Consider the following 16,330-nt stretch of genomic DNA (forward strand, 5'->3'; position numbering starts at 1 on the left):
ACGAAGTAACGAAACGACGAGTGTCAGGAGCTGCCTCAACCGGGCGAAGTCATGGTGACGACCCCATCCGTCGGGTCCCCGTCAGGTCGGCCGCGATACAGTCTGGGATGCTTCAGCGAACCCTCGGTCGCACTGACCGCAACGTGTCCATAGTCGGCCTCGGCACCTGGCAGCTCGGCGCCGATTGGGGCGATGTCGACGAGAGCGCCGCGCTCGACGCGCTCGGCGCATCCGTCGACGCGGGTGTCACCTTCTTCGACACGGCCGATGTATACGGGGATGGTCGCAGTGAGGCGATCATCGGCAAGTTCCTCCGGGAGAACTCGAGTGCGGACGTGTTCGTCGCCACGAAGATGGGCCGCCGCGGGCCGCAGGATCCGGCCGAGTTCACGCTCGCCAACTTCCGTGCGTGGACTGACCGGTCGCGGAGGAACCTGGGCGTCGACACCCTCGACCTGGTCCAGCTGCACTGCCCGCCGACACCGGTGTTCTCGACCGACGCGGTGTACGACGCTCTCGACACGCTTGTCGAAGACGGCGCGATCGCGGCGTACGGCGTCAGCGTCGAGACCGAAGCGGAAGCGCTCGCGGCCATCGCCCGGCCGGGTACCGCATCCGTGCAGATCGTGTTCAACGCATTCCGCCTGAAGCCCCTCGACCGCGTGCTGCCTGCGGCACGGGATGCCGGGGTCGGGATCATCGCGCGGGTCCCGCTCGCCTCGGGACTCCTGAGCGCGAAGTACGCGAAGGACACGACCTTCTCGGCCGACGACCACCGCACCTACAACCGCGACGGCAGCGCCTTCGACGTCGGCGAGACGTTCGCCGGCGTCGACTTCGCGACCGGAGTCGAGGCAGCGCAGGCGTTCGCTGCCGCGCTTCCCGACGGCGTCTCGCCCGCTGCGTCCGCCATCGCCTGGGTCGCCGCGCAGGACGGAGTGACAAGCGTCATCCCCGGCGCTCGCAACCGCACACAGGCAGAGGCGAACGCCGCGGCTGGCTCGCTCGAACTTCCCGACGGCCTCGACTCGAGCGTGCATCAGATCTATGACGAGTTCTTCCGGGCAGCACTGCACGAGCGCTGGTGACGAGACCAGCCCCCCCTGCAGCAGCTTTTGACAGAGGTGTTTTGTAGCCGCCTTTTTGTGCTGCTTTTTCGCTATGGGAGTCGTGTGGACGAAGAGCGCTGGCAAGCACGGAGTGCCCAGAACAGACGCCCTCCACGCCATGATGAACTTCATTGGCGCCGAGGAAATTGATGGAGAGCCAGACGAGACCACCATGGTCTACGTCGGCCACCCCCACGGGCGAACGATCGCCATATCGAGGTCATTGCAGCGATCAAGCCCCCAAGCGCGAGTCACCGCACTGGCCGCCGCAGAGAACCGCCGCGAGTCCGACATAGTCCGTGACGCAATAACGAGCTATCTCGACGCACGAAGCGCATAGAAGAACTCCCACCCGCGAGATTCACTCCACGCGTCGACTGAGGCACACGCACGGGCAAGTCGCCGTCACCGTCACGAATCAACGCAGCCGAACCGAACGAAATCCCTCGGATTCGGCCAACTTTGATCTTCGGGATACCGCGAAGGACGCCACCCCGAAGACGGTCAGGCCAGCAACGGCAGGGTTTCTGCCCGACTCCGCTCGACATGCGCGAGCGCGAGCGCGGCCGCTCGTTCCACCTGACCGCGCACGATCGCGTCGCAGAGGTCGCGGTGCTCCCGGTGCACGTCACCGTCGTCGCGCTCGCTGGCTATGTGGAAGAGCCGCTTCACCCGACCCTGGACGGGCAGAAGCAGGTCCTGGAGCAGGCGACTGCCGGCCAGCTCGACGACCGAGTCGTGGAAGTCTGAGGTCGCGTCAGCGATCCTCGACTCGTCGGAGGACTCGACGGCCCGGTCGGCAGTATCGAGGGCCGCGAGGAGGGCCGCTCCCGACACGCCAGCGGCGCACCGTGTCGCGGCGAGTCGGGCGGCGAGCACCTCGAGCGAGGCCCGGACGTCGAAGAGCTCGATGACGTCGGCGAGCTCCATTGGCGCCACCACGGCCCCGCGGCGCGGGAGCGTCCGAATGTAGCCCTCGGCCTCCAGCCTCGGAAACGCTTCGCGAATGGGGATGCGCGAGACCCCAAGCTCCTCGGCGACTTCACGCTCTCGGACTCTGCTCCCGGTTGGGAGGCTGCCATCGATGATGCGGTCGCGCACCCATTCGTACACGCGCTCCCCGTGGGATACCAAGCCAACGAGATTCCCCGCCACCTCTTCCGTGCCGACCTTCTCCACCATCAACCCCTCCACTCTCCGCCGCCTCACTCCGCGCCGCAACCCAGAGAAGTGGGGATGCCCGTGCACACATCGTATAGCGCTCACGCGAAACCCTGCATCCAATTTTGTATACCAAAGGTGGGCCATCGAGCGAAGAATGAGCAGTTCAAGGCCGAACTATTTCCGTTTCCAGATTTTTGGCATACCATCTGTCGTGTTCGGGCACTGCCCGACATCGGTGCATCCCCCAAGCAAAGGAGCCTGAGCATGACCGATACCGTCACAACAGTTGAGGACGCGCGTCCGCGGACCCTCAAGCGCGCAATGGGCCTCCCGGCCCTCATCGGCTACGGGCTCGCCTCTATGGGCGTCCTCTCTGTCGTCTCCGTCTACGGCCCGGCGACCGAACTCAGCGATGGGCACCTCCCCGCCGCGTACGTGGCCGCGATCGTGATCATGCTCTTCACCGCCCACAGCTACGGGCGCATGGCAGCTCATGTCCCCATCACCGGCGGCGCCTACGCCTACGTCACCCGTGGCTTCGGGCCGGCCGTCGGCTTCGTCACCGGTTGGGTGATGCTGCTCGACTACCTCTTCCTCCCCATGGTGAACTTCCTGCTCTTCGGCCTGTACTTCAATAGCCTGTTCACCGGGGTGCCCACCTGGGTCGGCACGCTCATCTGCATCGTCATCGTCGCCGTCTTCAGCATCATCGGCGTCACCTGGTTCAAGCGGATGAACTTCGTTGTCATCATCGCCTCGGTGCTCGTGATCGTCGTGTTCCTGGTCCTGGCGGTGCTCAACGCCCCGGACCTGACGCTGGAGTCGGTCACTCGCCCGCTTTCGATCGGTGACGGCGGCCTCGCGCCGATCCTCGCGGCAGCGGCAATCGTGGCGTTCGCCTTCCTCGGGTTCGATGGCGTTTCTACGCTCGCCGAGGAGACACACGATCCGCGCCGCAAGATCCCCAAGGGCATCGTGCTGGCGACGCTCTTCGCCGGGCTCGGCTACCTGGCCTTCTCGATCGCTGGTAGCCTCATCGCCCCAGACTGGACCAAGCTCGACAACCTCGACGCGGCCGGCACGGAGCTCATGCAGCAAGCGGGTGGGGACGTGTTGATGGTCGTGTTCGTGATGGTGAACACCGTCGGCATCGTGCTCTGCGGCACGGCGGCGCAGATGAGCGTGAGCCGGGTGCTGTTCGCCATGGGCCGCGACGGCATCCTGCCGCCGGTGCTCGCGAAGCTGCACCGACGCTTCCGCACTCCATACGTGGCGGCCATCGTCGTCTCGGTCATCGCCCTGGTCGCGCTCTTCGTGACTCTCGACCAGGCCGTGTACATGATCAACTTCGGCGCACTCGTGGCGTTTGCCATGGTGAACCTCGCGACCGCCAAGGTGCTCTTCTTCGATCTCAAGCTGCGCGGCGGATGGGGGCTGCTCCGGCACCTGATCATGCCGATCATCGGGTTCGTGTCGGTCGCCTGGCTGTGGACCTCGCTTGCCCCGTTCACCTACGTGCTCGGCACAGCCTGGCTCCTCGTGGGCGTCATCGTCTACGTCGCACGTCGGAAGCGCAATGGTGGCCCGCTCGCGCTCCAGCTCGAGGACGTCGCAACAGAGGCCATGCCCTCGATTCCCTACCAGCGTTGAAACCGGGAAGGCTTCCACATGACTGACCCCACCGCCCTGCCCCTGCTGCGCACACCGGGTCTCGTCGATGCGCACATCCATCCGGACAAGACTTCTTGGGGCCAGCGATGGCAGTCGCGGCGCTCCGCGGCGACGCTCATCGAGCTCATCGAGAACGACCGCGCAACGCAGGCCGAATACGAAACGAGCGTCGAAGAGCGTGCGTTTGCGCTGTTCTCACACGCGCTCGAGAACGGCACCATGGGGATGCGCGCGCACGTCGACGTGTCTTCGGAGCTGGGCACGCGGAACGTCGAGGGGGTGCGGGCAGCCGCCGAACGGCTCTCGGGCGACCTCACGGTGCAGATCGTCGCGTTCCCGCAGTTTGGTCTCCTCCGGAATCCGGGAACGCTCGACGTGATGGCGTCGGCGCTGGATGCAGGCGCGGATCTCGTCGGCGGCATCGACCCCGGTGGCATCGAGGGCGACCTGCACGGTCACCTCGACGCGATCTTCGGACTCGCAGACCGCGCGGGACGCGACCTCGACATCCACCTGCACGATGGCGGCGAGGGCGGACTCGAGCAGATTCGCGAGGTTGCGCGGCGCACGATCGGCAGCGGCAGGCAAGGCCGCGTCACGATCGGCCATGCCTTCGCGCTCTGCGACCCGGCACTCCCCTCGCTCGGCGAGACACTCGATCTCGTTGCCGACGCTGGCATCTGGGTCGCGACCTGCGCGCTCGGCCCCGACCCGGTGCCCGACCTCGACCTGTTCGAACGGCATGGCGTGCGGGTGGCCGCCGGCTCCGATGGGGTTCGGGATGCGTGGAGTCCATTTGGTACCGGCAGCATGGTCGACCGAGCCCACCTCCTCGCCTACCGCACGGGCGCGATGACCGACGGGGAACTGGAGCGAGCCTTCCGCATCGCCTCGATCTCCGGAGGAGAGATGATGGGCCTATCGAGCGTCGCCGAGTGGGATGCGCGCGGCGGCACCCACCTCGAGTTCGCCGCCGAGAATCTTGCTCAGCTTGTTGTCGACCGGCCGGCACCTCTTCGTGTCGTGCGCGACGGCCGGGTGCTGCGTTGAACGGGCAGCGGCGTCAGGGGGTCGCGGCCGGCATCCTGGTCGTCGCCGTCGGGCTGAGCGTCAGATTCCCCATCACGAACACCTCCGCGTTGCTTGGCGAGATCAGCGCAGGCTATGGGCTCCCGCAGACCGCGCTTGCGGTTCTCAGCACGATTCCCGTGATCCTCTTCGCGCTGGCAGCACCGCTTGCGCCGCTGCTCGTGTCCAGGCTCGGCCTGTCCAGGTCCCTCTCGCTGCTCCTCGGCGTGCTCTCGGTCGCGACGCTCCTCCGTCCACTCGGTCCGGCGCCCCTCTTCGTTGGGACCGCACTCATCGGCGCCTCGATCGCGGTGCTCGGTATCCTCGCGCCGCAGATCATCCGGAGCGCGCTCGCGCCCCGTGCTGGTTTGTGGACCGGCGTTTACACGGCCTCGTTTGGCGTGAGCGCCGCCACGGGGGCTGCCCTCTCGGTTCCGCTCTTCCACGCGTTCGGTGACAACGTGGGCCAAGCGCTCGCCGCGTGGGGAGTCCCGCTCCTCGTCGCTTTGGGCGTCGGACTCGCGTTCGGTCGGCGCATCGGCGCGCCTGGCCCAGTCCGACGATCAGCAGGCGCGGATGCGGGAGCCTCGATCTGGCGGGCCCGCGGCCTCTGGCCTGTGACGGGGTTCTTCGCGTGTCAGGCGCTGCTGTACTTCGCACTCACAGCCTGGCTTCCGACGATTGCGGTCGATCGCGGGGCGAGCGCCGCACAGTCCGGTCTGTTGCTGGCCTGGATGAGCGTCGCGGGCCTCCCGGCTGCGCTCTTCGCGCCCATGCTCGCGTCGCGGGCGCGCTGGCGCACTCCCATGCTGGTTGCGACGGCCACTCTCGGCACGGTGAGCCTCGTGGGCCTCGCCATCGCGCCGCTCTCGGCGCTGACTCTGGTCGTGGCCGTCCTCGGTGTCGCTCTGAGTTCGGCGTTCGGGATCTCGGTGGCCCTCATCGTGCTCACGGCCCCGAACAGTGCAGCCACGGCTGCATTTTCTGCGGTGGTGCAGGGCGTGGGCTACGCGATTGCCGCGATGGGCCCGCTCGTGTCCGGGCTGCTCGTCGGAGTCGGGATCAGTTGGCCCGCTGTCATCGCGGGCCTCGCGGGTGTCGCGCTGCTCGAGGTCGGCTTCGGAATCGCAAGCGCCCGAGCATCCCTCGCCGTTCAGCGCACCGGAGCGCCGGCCGAGCACACGGCTCGGGAAGAGCCGCCGGTCGGTGTACGGGCGCAGCGGTAGGTGGCGAGTGAGCAGTAGGTGGTGAGTCAGCTGATCGCCCGCGCGATCGGCAGCCCGCCGCCGTGCGAGGTGAGGCCGCCGTCAACAGCGAGCTCGGCACCCGTCACGAACGACGTCGCCGGTGAGAGCAGGCCCGCGATCACGTCGGCGACCTCAGCTGGCAAGCCGGTGCGGCCGAGCGACGTCAGCTCCACGTTGATGTCGCGGAACGCGGCCGACGCGCTTGCCGTCATGGGCGTCTCGATGTACCCGGGGTGCACGATGTTCACGCGGATCCCCCGCGGCCCGAGCTCCATCGCCGCGGTCTTCGTGATGCCGCGCAGCGCCCACTTGCTCGCGGCGTAGGCAACTGCATAGTGCGCAGTCACGGCGGCAGCCGAGCCGACATTGACGATGGATGCGCCGCTCGCCATGAGCGGGGACAGCGCCTGGATACCCAGGGCGGGGCCCGTCGCGTTGACCGCGAAGGCCAGCTCGAAGTCCTCCGTGGTGACGTTCGCAATTCGTGCCCGCCTCGTGATGCCGGCCGCGTTGACGAGTCCCGCGAGCGCGCCGGAGCCTGCGGTCGAGGCAGCGGTCGAGGCAGCGGCGAGCTTGGCGAGCTTGGCGAGCTTGGCGAGCTTGGCGACAGACGCCCAACCCTCCGGGTCGCGCACGTCGAGAACAACCCGGTGCACGCCCGGTAGCCCGGGGGCATCCGCTGGCCAAGCCAGGTCGGCCGCGATGACCGGGATGGCGTCGGCGACAAGCCGCTCGACGACCGCCGCGCCGATGCCCGAGGCGGCCCCCGTCACGACGACGGGGGCGCCTGAGTTGCTGGCGCCGGCTCTGGCGCTGGCGGTTTCTGGCACGGGGCTCCTCTCGGCGCGCGGCTCTGCGCATCCGCTTCAACCCAAGCAGGCGGCGCGCGACCTGCATACGAGAGATCGTTGATCTGCGCATCGGTGAGATCGATACGGCGCATGCTCGGCGAACAACCGCACTCTCTGGGAGGGAGCCTGCGCGCCCCGAACCCGCCTCAGCCACGCGCCCGTCGCGCCCCTAGACTCAGACGGGAGAGCACACCCAGCGCCGAAGAACCCACCCGTTCAGTTTGAGAGGGGCCGAAGATGACGAGACTCACGGCCGCCGACCTCGCCGCCACCGTCTACTCCGCGGGAAGGGTCTTCGACGGTCTCACTACCGGCCGCCTCGACACTGAGAACTTCCTCCGTTCGGGCAGCATCGAAGGGGTCACCTCGCGGCAAGACCTCGCGCTGCTGGAAGACCTCCGCGACGTCGCGGAGTTCATCATCGATAAGCAGCACCGCCCGATCGACGCGACATTCGTGCGCGACGTCAACGCTCAGATCACCCGGAGCGGCTCCCTCTACCCCGGTGAGTTGCGGCGGGCCGAGCAGAAGATCGGCGTGCAGACCAACCACGGTCGGCATGAACCGCTCGCCGTCTCCAAACCTCAGCTGCAGAGCATTGTCGATGCCTCGATGACGTATGAGGACCAACGCGAGGCGGCGCTCGATCTCTTCGTGAATCTTGCGAAGGCGCAACCATTCATGGACGGCAACAAGCGCACCGCTCTGTTCGTCGCCAACGCGCTCACCATTCGCGGCCAGTCACCGCTCCTGCTGTCGGTTCCGGTCGACTCCGACGACCCGACGCCAGCGCGGACCTTCAACGACCTCCTTGCCCGCGCATATGTCTTCGACGACCACGACGGAGTCAAGAAGCTTCTGCGAGACTCGGGTTTCGCGCCACTCGCGTAGCGGTTCGCCGCCCGCACTGCGCACGGTTTCGGGATGGAGAAATCGCTTCGTGCGGGAAATGCTCACAGCACGAAGCGAGCGCCATCCCGAAATCCAAGGGGGGACAGCGGGGCTCGGCGGGAGCTGGGCGGGAGCTGGGCGGAGCGCACGCTGGGTACGGGAGCGGAGCAAGGGACGCCCCTCGCCCGCACCCCACTACACGCGCTCGAAGACGGCGGCGAGGGCCTGACCGCCTCCGATGCACATGGTCTCGAGGGCGAGGCTCGCGTCGAGGGCTGGCAGCTCGTTCGCGAGGGTCGCGAGCATCCGGATGCCCGTGGCGCCAATGGGGTGGCCGATCGAGATGCCGGAGCCGCGCGGGTTGAGGCGCGGGTCTTCGGCGTCGATGCCCCAGTCGGCGAGGCACGCGAGCACCTGCACGGCGAAGGCCTCGTTGAGTTCGATCACGTCGAGGTCGTCGATTCCGAGGCCTGCGCGCGAAAGGGCAAGCGACGTCGCCGGCACCGGCGCGACGCCGAAGAGTCGCGGGTCGTTGCCGGCTACCGCCCACGAAACCAGCCGAACCGAAGGCGTGAGCCCAAGCTCAGCGGCGCGCTCTGGCGTCGTCACGATGCACGCCGCGGCCGCGTCATTCTGCCCGCTCGAGTTGCCGGCAGTGACGGTGGACGCTGCATCCTTCTTCCCGAGGATCGGGCGCAGGCGCGCAAGGGCCTCGAGCGAGGAATCGGCGCGCGGATGCTCGTCCCGGTCGACGAGCACGTCGCCCTTGCGTCCCGGCACGGTGACGGGAACCAGCTCGGCGTCGAACGCGCCGGACTCCTGCGCCGCGACGGCCCGCTGGTGCGACTGCAGGGCGAAGCGGTCCTGCGCCTCACGCGAGATGCCGTACTCGGACCGCAGCAGCTCGGCGCTGCCGACGTTGCCGTCGGGGCTCGGGTAGTTGACGCCGCCGACCGTCTCGCGGCCCCGGGCGAGCGCGTCGTGCAGCATGAGGCCGGCGGGCGGGGTGCCGCGGCGTCCCTGCTCCGTATAGAGAGGAGCGTTCGACATCGACTCGGCACCGAGCGCGACGATCACGTCGGCGACGCCCGTCTGCACCTCCATGGCCGCGTTCAGGACGGCCTGCAGGCCCGAGCCGCAGCGGCGGTCGAGCTGGTACCCGGTTGTGGTGATGGGGAAGCCCGCATCCAGCGCCGCCACGCGCCCGAAGGCGGGCGACTCCATGGAGGGGTAGCCCTGCGCGGCGATGACCGAGTCGACAGCGTTGACGTCGAGCCCGCTGCGCGCGACGAGCGCCTCGAGCACGGCGACGCCGAGCGCACGAGCCGAGAGCGGGGCGAGCGAGCCGCCGAGACGCCCGACCGGCGTGCGCAGGGGCGAGCAGACGACAACCTCGCGCAGCTCGGTCACGCGACGGCCTCCTCAAGCGTGGGAGCGACCGTGAACGCGGCCCCGGTCGCATTCCGAACCTCGTCGACCGTGACGCCGGGCGCGAGCTCGATGAGCACCAGCCCCGAGTCCGTCACGTCGAGGACGGCGAGGTCGGTGATGATGCGGTCAATGCAGCCCTTGCCCGTAAGGGGCAGGGTGCACTGCTCGACGATCTTCGGCGAACCGTCTTTGGCGACGTGCTCCATGACCACCAGCACGTGCTCGGCGCCGTTGACGAGGTCCATCGCCCCGCCCATGCCCTTGACCATCTTGCCCGGCACGGCCCAATTGGCGATGTCGCCCTGCGCCGAGACCTGCATGGCGCCGAGGACGGCGTTGGTGACGCGGCCGCCGCGGATCATGCCGAAGCTCGCCGCCGAATCGAAGAACGAAGCGCCGGGCAGCACGGTCACGGTTTCCTTGCCGGCGTTGATGAGCTTCGGGTCGGCCTCGCCCTCCCACGGGTACGGGCCGACACCGAGGATGCCGTTCTCCGAGTGCAGCACCACCTCGATGCCGTCGTCGATGTAGTTCGGGATGAGCGTCGGCAGCCCGATGCCGAGGTTCACGTACGAGCCATCCTTGAGCTCCTTCGCGGCGCGGGCAGCCATCTCGTTCCTGGTCAGCGGCATCAGGCGTGTCCCCTCGAGTCGGTGGATGCAGTGGATGCAGTGGATTCGCCGGCGACTTGGCGCGGCCGGACGGTGGTCTTCTCGATGGGCAGCTCGCCCGCCTGCTCTGCGCTCAGCACGACGACGCGGTCGACGTAGATGCCTGGCAGGTGGATCTCGTCGGGGTCGAGCTCGCCGGGTTCGACGAGCCGGTCGACCTCGGCGATCGTGATGCGTCCGGCCATGCCCGCGAGGGGGTTGAAGTTGCGGGTCGACTTCTCGAAGATCAGGTTGCCGTGGCGGTCGCCGACAGCGGCGCGCACGAGCCCGAAGTCGGTGCTGATGGCGGTCTCGAGCACGTACTCCTTGGAGGCCCCGAAGACGTCGAAGGGGCGCTGCTCTTTCGGCTCGCTCACGAGTCCGACGGTGCCGTCGGTGTTGTAGCGAATGGGCATCCCGCCCTCCGAGACCATGGTGCCGGCCCCGGTCGCCGTGTAGAAGGCCGGGACGCCGACTCCGCCGGCGCGCAGGCGCTCAGCGAGCGTGCCCTGCGGGGTGAGCTCGACCTCGATCTCGCCGGACAGATACTGACGTGCGAACTCCTTGTTCTCGCCGATGTAGCTGGCGATGACGCGGCGGATGCGCCCCTCGGAGAGCAACTCGCCGAGGCCCCAGCCGTCGACGCCGCAGTTGTTGGAGACGACCTCGAGGCCGTCGACGCCGAGCGCCTGGATGGCGCGGATGAGGGTGATCGGCACGCCGGACAGGCCGAAGCCTCCGACCGCGAGCGATGCGCCCGCCGGGATGTCGGCGACGGCGTCGGCCGCCGAGGCGTAGGTCTTATCCACGTTCTGCTCCTTCGTTGGGGCTGGATTCTTGGTCTGTGCCGTTGCCGGCCGCGGTACCGGCGGCGCCAGCGGCGGCGCCAGCGGCGGCGCCAGCGGCGGCGCCAGCGGCGGACTGGCTGGCAAGCTCCGCGTCAATCTCGGCGAACACGCCGCGCGCGATACCGAGGGCCCCGTTGGCGGGAGGCAGCCCGGCGTAGAGCGCGGTGTGCAGGATGACTTCGGCGATCTCGGCGCGCGACAGGCCGTTCGTGAGGGCGGCGCGCACGTGCATCCGGATCTCGGCCTCGTGCGACCCGGTGACGAGGCTCGCGAGCGTCGCGATCGAGCGCTCGCGGCGGGACAGCTCGTCGCGCGCCCAGATCTCGCCCCAGGCGTAGCGGGTGATGAAGTCCTGGAACGGCGCCGTCTCGGCGGTCGTGCCGGCGACGGCCCGGTCGACGTGCGCGTCGCTGAGCACCTCGCGGCGCACGCGCATCCCCTGCTCGTGGGCGGCAGCCTGCGTCGACTGGCCCTGCGAAGCGGATGCGCGCAGGTGCGTCGTGAGGAGGCGGGCGGCGGCGTCCGGGTCTTCGAGCGCGGCCAGGTGGGCGGTGCCCGCGATGGTCGAGTGGTACCCGTTCGGGATGCGCTCGGTCAGCGCCTGCATGGCCTCTGGCGTCGTGACGGCGTCGTGTTCGCCGCTCACGACCAGCGTCGGGGCGCGCAGCGAGCCGAGCGACGCGGTGCGGTCGAAGGCGGCGAGCGCCTCGTTGCAGCGCGCATATGACTCGTCGTCGATGTCGATGAGCGTCGAGAGCGACCGCGCGGCTGCGGAGAGCGGGTGCTGCTCGAGGAATCCCGGCGCGAACCAGCGCTCGGCGCTTCCCGTGACGAGCGACGCGGTTCCGGATGCGCGCACCGCGGCGGCGCGCTGCTTCCAGCCCTCGGCCGTCCCGATCTTCGAGTCCGTGCAGAAGAGCGCGAGGCTCTTCACGCGGTCGGGCTGCGCGAGGGCCAGCTCGAGCGCAACCGCCCCGCCGAGCGACAGCCCGGCGAGGTGGAACGCACCGCCACCGGCTTCCTCGACGACGTCGAGCACTGCATCCGCCAGCTCGGCGATCGTGAACGGCTCGGCCGTGGCCGGGCTGGAGCCGTGGCCCGGGAGGTCGAGGCGCAGGATGCGGAGCGTGCTGCCCGGCGTCGAGGCGCGGAGGGCCGCGACCGTGCCGTCCCAGAGCGCCATGGTCGTGCCGAGGGATGGGAGCAGGACCAGCAGCTCGTTCTGCGACGCTGGTTGGGTGCCGGGCGCGAAGGCACCCCTGAGGCGTGGGATCGTCATGCCGTCTCCTCGCTGTTCGTGTCGTCGTTGGTGTAGTGGTCCGGTGCGGTGGAGTCGTCCGAGTCGCCGTCGGTGTCGCTGTCGGCATCCCGGTCGCGGCTGGCGTCCTGGTACAGGAACCGGCTGATGGCCGCGTTCACGACTCGGTTGGCGGCCTGCAGCGTGACCTGGTCGGCGCCCGCGACGGCGGAGTCGGCGAGGTGGTGCCGCGCCGTCTCGCGCTCGACCGTGACGCGGTCGAGGGATGCGGCGAGCCGCCGTGCGGAGACGCTGGCGAGCTCGAGGAGCCGGCGGAGCGCATCCCACTCGGCGTGCCATTCGCCGGCCGGCCGCTCGTCTTGCGAGACCGCGGCGGACGCGACCGTCGCGAGCAGCCCGGGCGCTTGGAGGGCGTTCGAGACGACCACGATGGGGGCGACGGGGTTCTGCTTGTGCGGCATCGCCGACGACGTGCCGCCGCCGCCGAGCGACAGCTCGCCGACGCGCTCGCCGGAGGCGGTGACGAGGTCGCGGCCGATGCGGCCGAGCGCTGTGCACACGGCCGTGGCGGCGCTTGCGACGGCGAGCACGGGGGTGCGCTCGGCGTGCCAGGCGCGGCGCGGGTCGTGGAGGCCGAGGCCGTCGGCGAGGTGCGCCCGCAGGATGCTCGTGGTCTGCGCGCCGGACCCGAGGCGGTCGGCTGCCTCGCCGGTGCCGACCGCTCCGCCGAACTGCACGGGGAAGCTGAGGCCGTCGATGGCGGCGATGGCGGAGGTGACGCCGTCGAGCCAGCCCGCGAACTGCACGCCGATTGTGCTCGCGGCGGCCTGTCGTCCGAGCGTGTAGGCGACGCGGGGCGAGCGGCGTTCGGCGTCGGCGAGGCCCTGCAGGCGGGTGCCCGCGGAGACCAGGTCGGCGCGCACGGCCGCGAGCGCTTCGCGCGCGTGCAGCATGCTCGCAGAGTCGACGATGTCCTGGCTCGTCGCGCCGGCGTGCAGGCGCGGGGCCTCGACGCCGGCGGAGGCGAGGGATGCGCGCAGCTGGCGCACCAGCTCCGGCACGATGACCCCGTCGGCTTCGATGCCGTCGCGGAGCGCGTCGGCGTCCAGCTCGGCGGCTTCGACGGCCGCAGCCGCCGCGCTCACGTCGCGGGACTCGAGGTCGCCCCAGGCGCGCAGCAGCTCGGCCTCGACGACGAGCATGCCCCGCACGAGGCCGCCGACCTCGCCAGACACCTTGCCCGTGCCGGAGCCCGAGCCGGAGCCGGGGCCGGGGCCGGGTCCTGCCGAACCAGCGCCAAACACGCTCACAGCTCCTGACCGAAGTCGAAGAACACGGTCTCGCCGTCGCCCTGAAGGCGGATGTCGAAGCGGTAGCTGCTGGGCGCATCCGGGGTCGCGATGAGGGTCGCGCGGCGCTCGGGGGCGATGCCCGCGAGCACGGCGTCTGCCTCGTTCTCGGTCGGCTGGTCGCCGAAGTAGGCGCGGGTGAAGAGGTGGTGCAGCAGGCCGCGCGCGAAGATCGTGACGAGCAGGTAGGGCGCGGCGCCCGCGTCCCGCCGCCCGGGCTTGATGGTCGTGAACGAGTAGTGGCCGTCGCGGTCGGCGGGGGTGCGCCCGAAGCCCGTGAACGTGTAGCCGTCGCGTTCGAGGCTGCCGCGCTGCGCGACCGGATGGCCGTGGGCGTCGAGGCCCCAGAGCTCGAGGATCGCATCCGGAACCGCCTCCCCCGCACCGTCAGTGATGGTGCCGTGCAGGCGGATCGAGTCGGGTCGCCAGGGCGCGGCGATCTCGCCGCCACGCTCGTAGGGCAGGGCGTAGCCGTAGAAGGGGCCGACGGTCTGCGACGGGGTCTGGCCGAGCGGCGCGTGCGTCGCGACCGTCGCCGAGCGGCGGGTTGTCGTGGGTTCAGGCATGGTCGTCGTCCTCCGGTTCCATCCACGTGGACTTCGATCCGGTGAGCACGATGTCCCACTTGTAGCCGATCGCCCACTCGTGCTCGCTGACGTCGTGGTCGTAGTTTGCGACGAGCCGGGCGCGCGCGGCGGGGTCGACGATGGACTGGTAGATCGGGTCGAGCGCGAAGAGCGGGTCGCCGGGGAAGTACATCTGCGTGATGAGGCGCTGCGTGAACTGCGTGCCGAAGAGCGAGAAGTGGATGTGCGCGGGCCGCCACGCGTTGCGGTGGTTCTTCCACGGGTACGCGCCGGGCTTGATGGTGGTGAGGCGGTACTCGCCGTTGTCGCTCGTGATGATGCGGCCGACGCCCGTGAAGTTCGGGTCGAGCGGGGCGGGGTGCTGGTCGCGCTTGTGCACGTAGCGTCCGGCGGCGTTGGCCTGCCAGATCTCGACGAGCTGGCCGCGCACGGGGCGGCCTTCGCCGTCGAGGATGCGGCCGGAGACGATGATGCGCTCGCCGATGGGTTCACCGGTGTGCTGGATCGTCAGGTCGGACTCCTCGGCGGCCACATCCGTGTGCCCGAAGGCGGGCGAGACGAGCTCGATCTCTTCGGGGTCGGCGCGCACGAGTTCGTGCGTTGGGTGGCGAAGCGCGACCGAGCGGTACGGGGCGAAGTCTCGCAGCGGGTGGCTGCGGGCGTCGTCTGCGTGCGCCGCGTGCGTGTCCACGATCTGCTGCGAGATGAAGGCCTGGCTGACGAGCGAGTCGACGGGCCCGTCGAGCGTCTCGGGCCGTTCCTGTCCGGCGCTCATCGTGCATCCACGAACGGGAGGCCGGCGTACTGCTCGGCGAGGCTGACCTGCGCGGCGTGCGAGGAGGTGACGTAGCGGATCTGCCCGAGCTGGCGTTGGAAGTCGAAGGCGGTCTGCTCGGCGGAGCCGTCGGCGGGGTGCACGTGGAGCATGTCGGTCATCCACTGGGAGAAGTGCTGCACCTTCCACTGCCGGTCCAGCGCTTTGTCGCTGTACTGCTCGAGCCCGGTGTCGTCGCCGGCGTAGTGGGCTTGGAGGGCTTCGGCGAGGAGGGCAACGTCGGCGATGGCCGAGTTGAGACCCTTCGCGCCGGTCGGGGGCACGATGTGGCCGGCGTCGCCGACCAGGTAGAGGCGGCCGTAGTTGAGGGTGGAAACGACGAAGCTGCGCATCGGCAGGATCGACTTCTCGGTGATGGGGCCCTCGGTGAGGGTCCACCCCTCGGTGCCGAGGCGCGTCTGGAGGGCTGCCCAGATGCGTTCGTCGCTCCAGTTGGCGATGTCGTCGTCGGGGCTGACCTGCAGGTAGAGGCGGGAGACGGTGCTGGAGCGCATGGAGTGCATGGCGAAGCCGTCGCGGTGGAGGGCGTAGATGAGGTCGTCGGTGGAGGGGGCGACGTCGGCGAGGATGCCGAGCCACGCGAAGTCGTAGACGCGTTCGGCCACGTCGAGGGTGCCTTCGGGGAAGGTGCGGCGGCAGACGCCGTGGTAGCCGTCGGCGCCGATGATGTAGTCGCAGTCGAGGGTGATGCGCTCGCCGTTCGGGGCCGTATAGGCAACGGATGCGCGGTCGCCGTCGTGCGTCGATTCGGTCTCCGTTGATTCGATCTGGGTCGGCTGCACGTCGGTGGCTTCGAAGATGAGCTGCGAGCCGAGGCGCTCGTGCTCGGCGACGAGGTGGTGCACAAGTGCCTGCTGGCCGTAGACGGTGACGGTGCGGCCGGTGAGCTCGGCGAAGTCGATGTGGTGGCGCTCCCCCTCGTGCTGCAGGTAGATGCCGTGGTGGGTGAGGCCGTTGGCCTTGAGGTCGGCGTCGAGGCCGTACTTCGCGAGGAGGTCGACGGAGTCCTGTTCGAGTACGCCGGCGCGGATGCGGCCGAGCACGTACTCCTTGTCGCGGGCCTCGAGGATGCAGTAGTCGATACCCGCCTGGCCCAGGATGTGTCCGAGCAGCAGGCCAGCCGGCCCGGCTCCGATGATCGCCACCTGCGTGGACTGGCGTACGCCGGCGGCCTCTGCAGTCTGTGCAGTCTGGCTCGGGCTCTCGTCGCTCGTCATCGAACGCCTCTCGTCGTTGGGAAGGGTGAGACGAGTGTGCGTGGGAGGCGGACACGGCAGGCCGCTGTTTCCGCTCAGTGGAAAGAATGCAAGTCTCGGCTGGCGCAGTCTGGGGCCATTGACTTCGTCCGGCCGCCGGATTATGGTCGGGGTG

The 16,330-nt window shown here is 69.4% G+C and carries 15 protein-coding genes; 5 read left to right on the forward strand and 10 right to left on the reverse strand.

The window, feature by feature from the left end; genetic code table 11:
- Positions 1 to 107: 107 nt before the first annotated feature.
- Positions 108 to 1,088 (forward strand): aldo/keto reductase, encoded by a 981-nt coding sequence (locus tag C5B85_RS13405; protein ID WP_104286520.1) that lies wholly within the window; start codon positions 108 to 110, stop codon positions 1,086 to 1,088.
- Between the two features lie 525 nt (positions 1,089 to 1,613).
- Here the strand turns inward: C5B85_RS13405 and C5B85_RS13415 are convergent.
- Entirely contained in the window at positions 1,614 to 2,291 is a 678-nt protein-coding gene (locus tag C5B85_RS13415) for a GntR family transcriptional regulator (RefSeq protein WP_104286522.1), read from the reverse strand.
- Between the two features lie 246 nt (positions 2,292 to 2,537).
- Here C5B85_RS13415 and C5B85_RS13420 point away from each other — a divergent pair, with 246 nt between their 5' ends.
- From C5B85_RS13420 to C5B85_RS13430, 3 genes are read left to right on the forward strand one after another with little or no spacing between them, the layout of a single operon-like run.
- Positions 2,538 to 3,923: an APC family permease gene (locus C5B85_RS13420; protein WP_104286523.1), complete on the forward strand. Its 1,386-nt coding sequence runs from the start codon at positions 2,538 to 2,540 to the stop codon at positions 3,921 to 3,923.
- Positions 3,924 to 3,941: 18 nt separating this feature from the next.
- Entirely contained in the window at positions 3,942 to 4,994 is a 1,053-nt protein-coding gene (locus tag C5B85_RS13425; RefSeq protein WP_104286524.1) for an amidohydrolase family protein, read from the forward strand.
- Positions 4,991 to 6,238 (forward strand): MFS transporter, encoded by a 1,248-nt coding sequence (locus tag C5B85_RS13430; protein WP_181064432.1) that lies wholly within the window; start codon positions 4,991 to 4,993, stop codon positions 6,236 to 6,238. Before C5B85_RS13425 ends, C5B85_RS13430 begins: the two co-directional genes overlap by 4 nt.
- Positions 6,239 to 6,264: 26 nt before the next feature.
- Here the strand turns inward: C5B85_RS13430 and C5B85_RS13435 are convergent, their stop codons facing one another.
- A complete protein-coding gene (locus C5B85_RS13435; RefSeq protein ID WP_181064433.1) occupies positions 6,265 to 7,089 on the reverse strand; it encodes an SDR family NAD(P)-dependent oxidoreductase in 825 nt (274 codons plus the stop codon).
- Between the two features lie 258 nt (positions 7,090 to 7,347).
- Between C5B85_RS13435 and C5B85_RS13440 the strand changes: the two genes are divergently transcribed.
- The gene (locus C5B85_RS13440; protein WP_104286526.1) at positions 7,348 to 8,001 is read left to right on the forward strand and encodes a Fic family protein; all 654 of its coding nucleotides are present in this window, start codon (positions 7,348 to 7,350) and stop codon (positions 7,999 to 8,001) included.
- A 195-nt stretch (positions 8,002 to 8,196) separates the two neighbouring features.
- On the opposite strand, the gene C5B85_RS13445 is transcribed toward C5B85_RS13440, so the two are convergent.
- From C5B85_RS13445 to C5B85_RS13480, 8 genes are read right to left on the reverse strand one after another with little or no spacing between them, the layout of a single operon-like run.
- Positions 8,197 to 9,411, reverse strand: coding sequence for an acetyl-CoA C-acetyltransferase (locus C5B85_RS13445; RefSeq protein WP_258070797.1), 1,215 nt, complete (start codon positions 9,409 to 9,411; stop codon positions 8,197 to 8,199).
- Complete coding sequence (locus tag C5B85_RS13450; RefSeq protein ID WP_104286527.1) at positions 9,408 to 10,064, reverse strand: CoA transferase subunit B; 657 nt, start codon at positions 10,062 to 10,064, stop codon at positions 9,408 to 9,410. The genes C5B85_RS13445 and C5B85_RS13450 overlap by 4 nt, the downstream gene beginning before the upstream one ends.
- Complete coding sequence (locus C5B85_RS13455; protein ID WP_104286528.1) at positions 10,064 to 10,891, reverse strand: CoA transferase subunit A; 828 nt, start codon at positions 10,889 to 10,891, stop codon at positions 10,064 to 10,066. The genes C5B85_RS13450 and C5B85_RS13455 overlap by 1 nt, the downstream gene beginning before the upstream one ends.
- Entirely contained in the window at positions 10,884 to 12,209 is a 1,326-nt protein-coding gene (locus tag C5B85_RS13460) for an alpha/beta fold hydrolase (RefSeq protein ID WP_104286529.1), read from the reverse strand. Before C5B85_RS13460 ends, C5B85_RS13455 begins: the two co-directional genes overlap by 8 nt.
- A complete protein-coding gene (locus tag C5B85_RS13465) occupies positions 12,206 to 13,498 on the reverse strand; it encodes a lyase family protein (RefSeq protein WP_146077965.1) in 1,293 nt (430 codons plus the stop codon). The genes C5B85_RS13460 and C5B85_RS13465 overlap by 4 nt, the downstream gene beginning before the upstream one ends.
- Positions 13,495 to 14,103, reverse strand: coding sequence for a protocatechuate 3,4-dioxygenase subunit alpha (gene pcaG, locus C5B85_RS13470; RefSeq protein WP_104286531.1), 609 nt, complete (start codon positions 14,101 to 14,103; stop codon positions 13,495 to 13,497). Before pcaG ends, C5B85_RS13465 begins: the two co-directional genes overlap by 4 nt.
- Entirely contained in the window at positions 14,096 to 14,899 is an 804-nt protein-coding gene (gene pcaH / locus C5B85_RS13475) for a protocatechuate 3,4-dioxygenase subunit beta (protein ID WP_104286532.1), read from the reverse strand. The genes pcaG and pcaH overlap by 8 nt, the downstream gene beginning before the upstream one ends.
- Positions 14,896 to 16,176 carry a 4-hydroxybenzoate 3-monooxygenase gene (locus C5B85_RS13480; RefSeq protein ID WP_104286533.1) on the reverse strand — a complete coding sequence of 427 codons (1,281 nt, stop codon included), beginning with the start codon at positions 16,174 to 16,176 and terminating at the stop codon, positions 14,896 to 14,898. The genes pcaH and C5B85_RS13480 overlap by 4 nt, the downstream gene beginning before the upstream one ends.
- Positions 16,177 to 16,330: the final 154 nt, after the last annotated feature.

This window comes from Pseudoclavibacter sp. AY1F1 (assembly GCF_002931075.1).
In the GTDB taxonomy this organism is placed as follows: domain Bacteria; phylum Actinomycetota; class Actinomycetes; order Actinomycetales; family Microbacteriaceae; genus Pseudoclavibacter.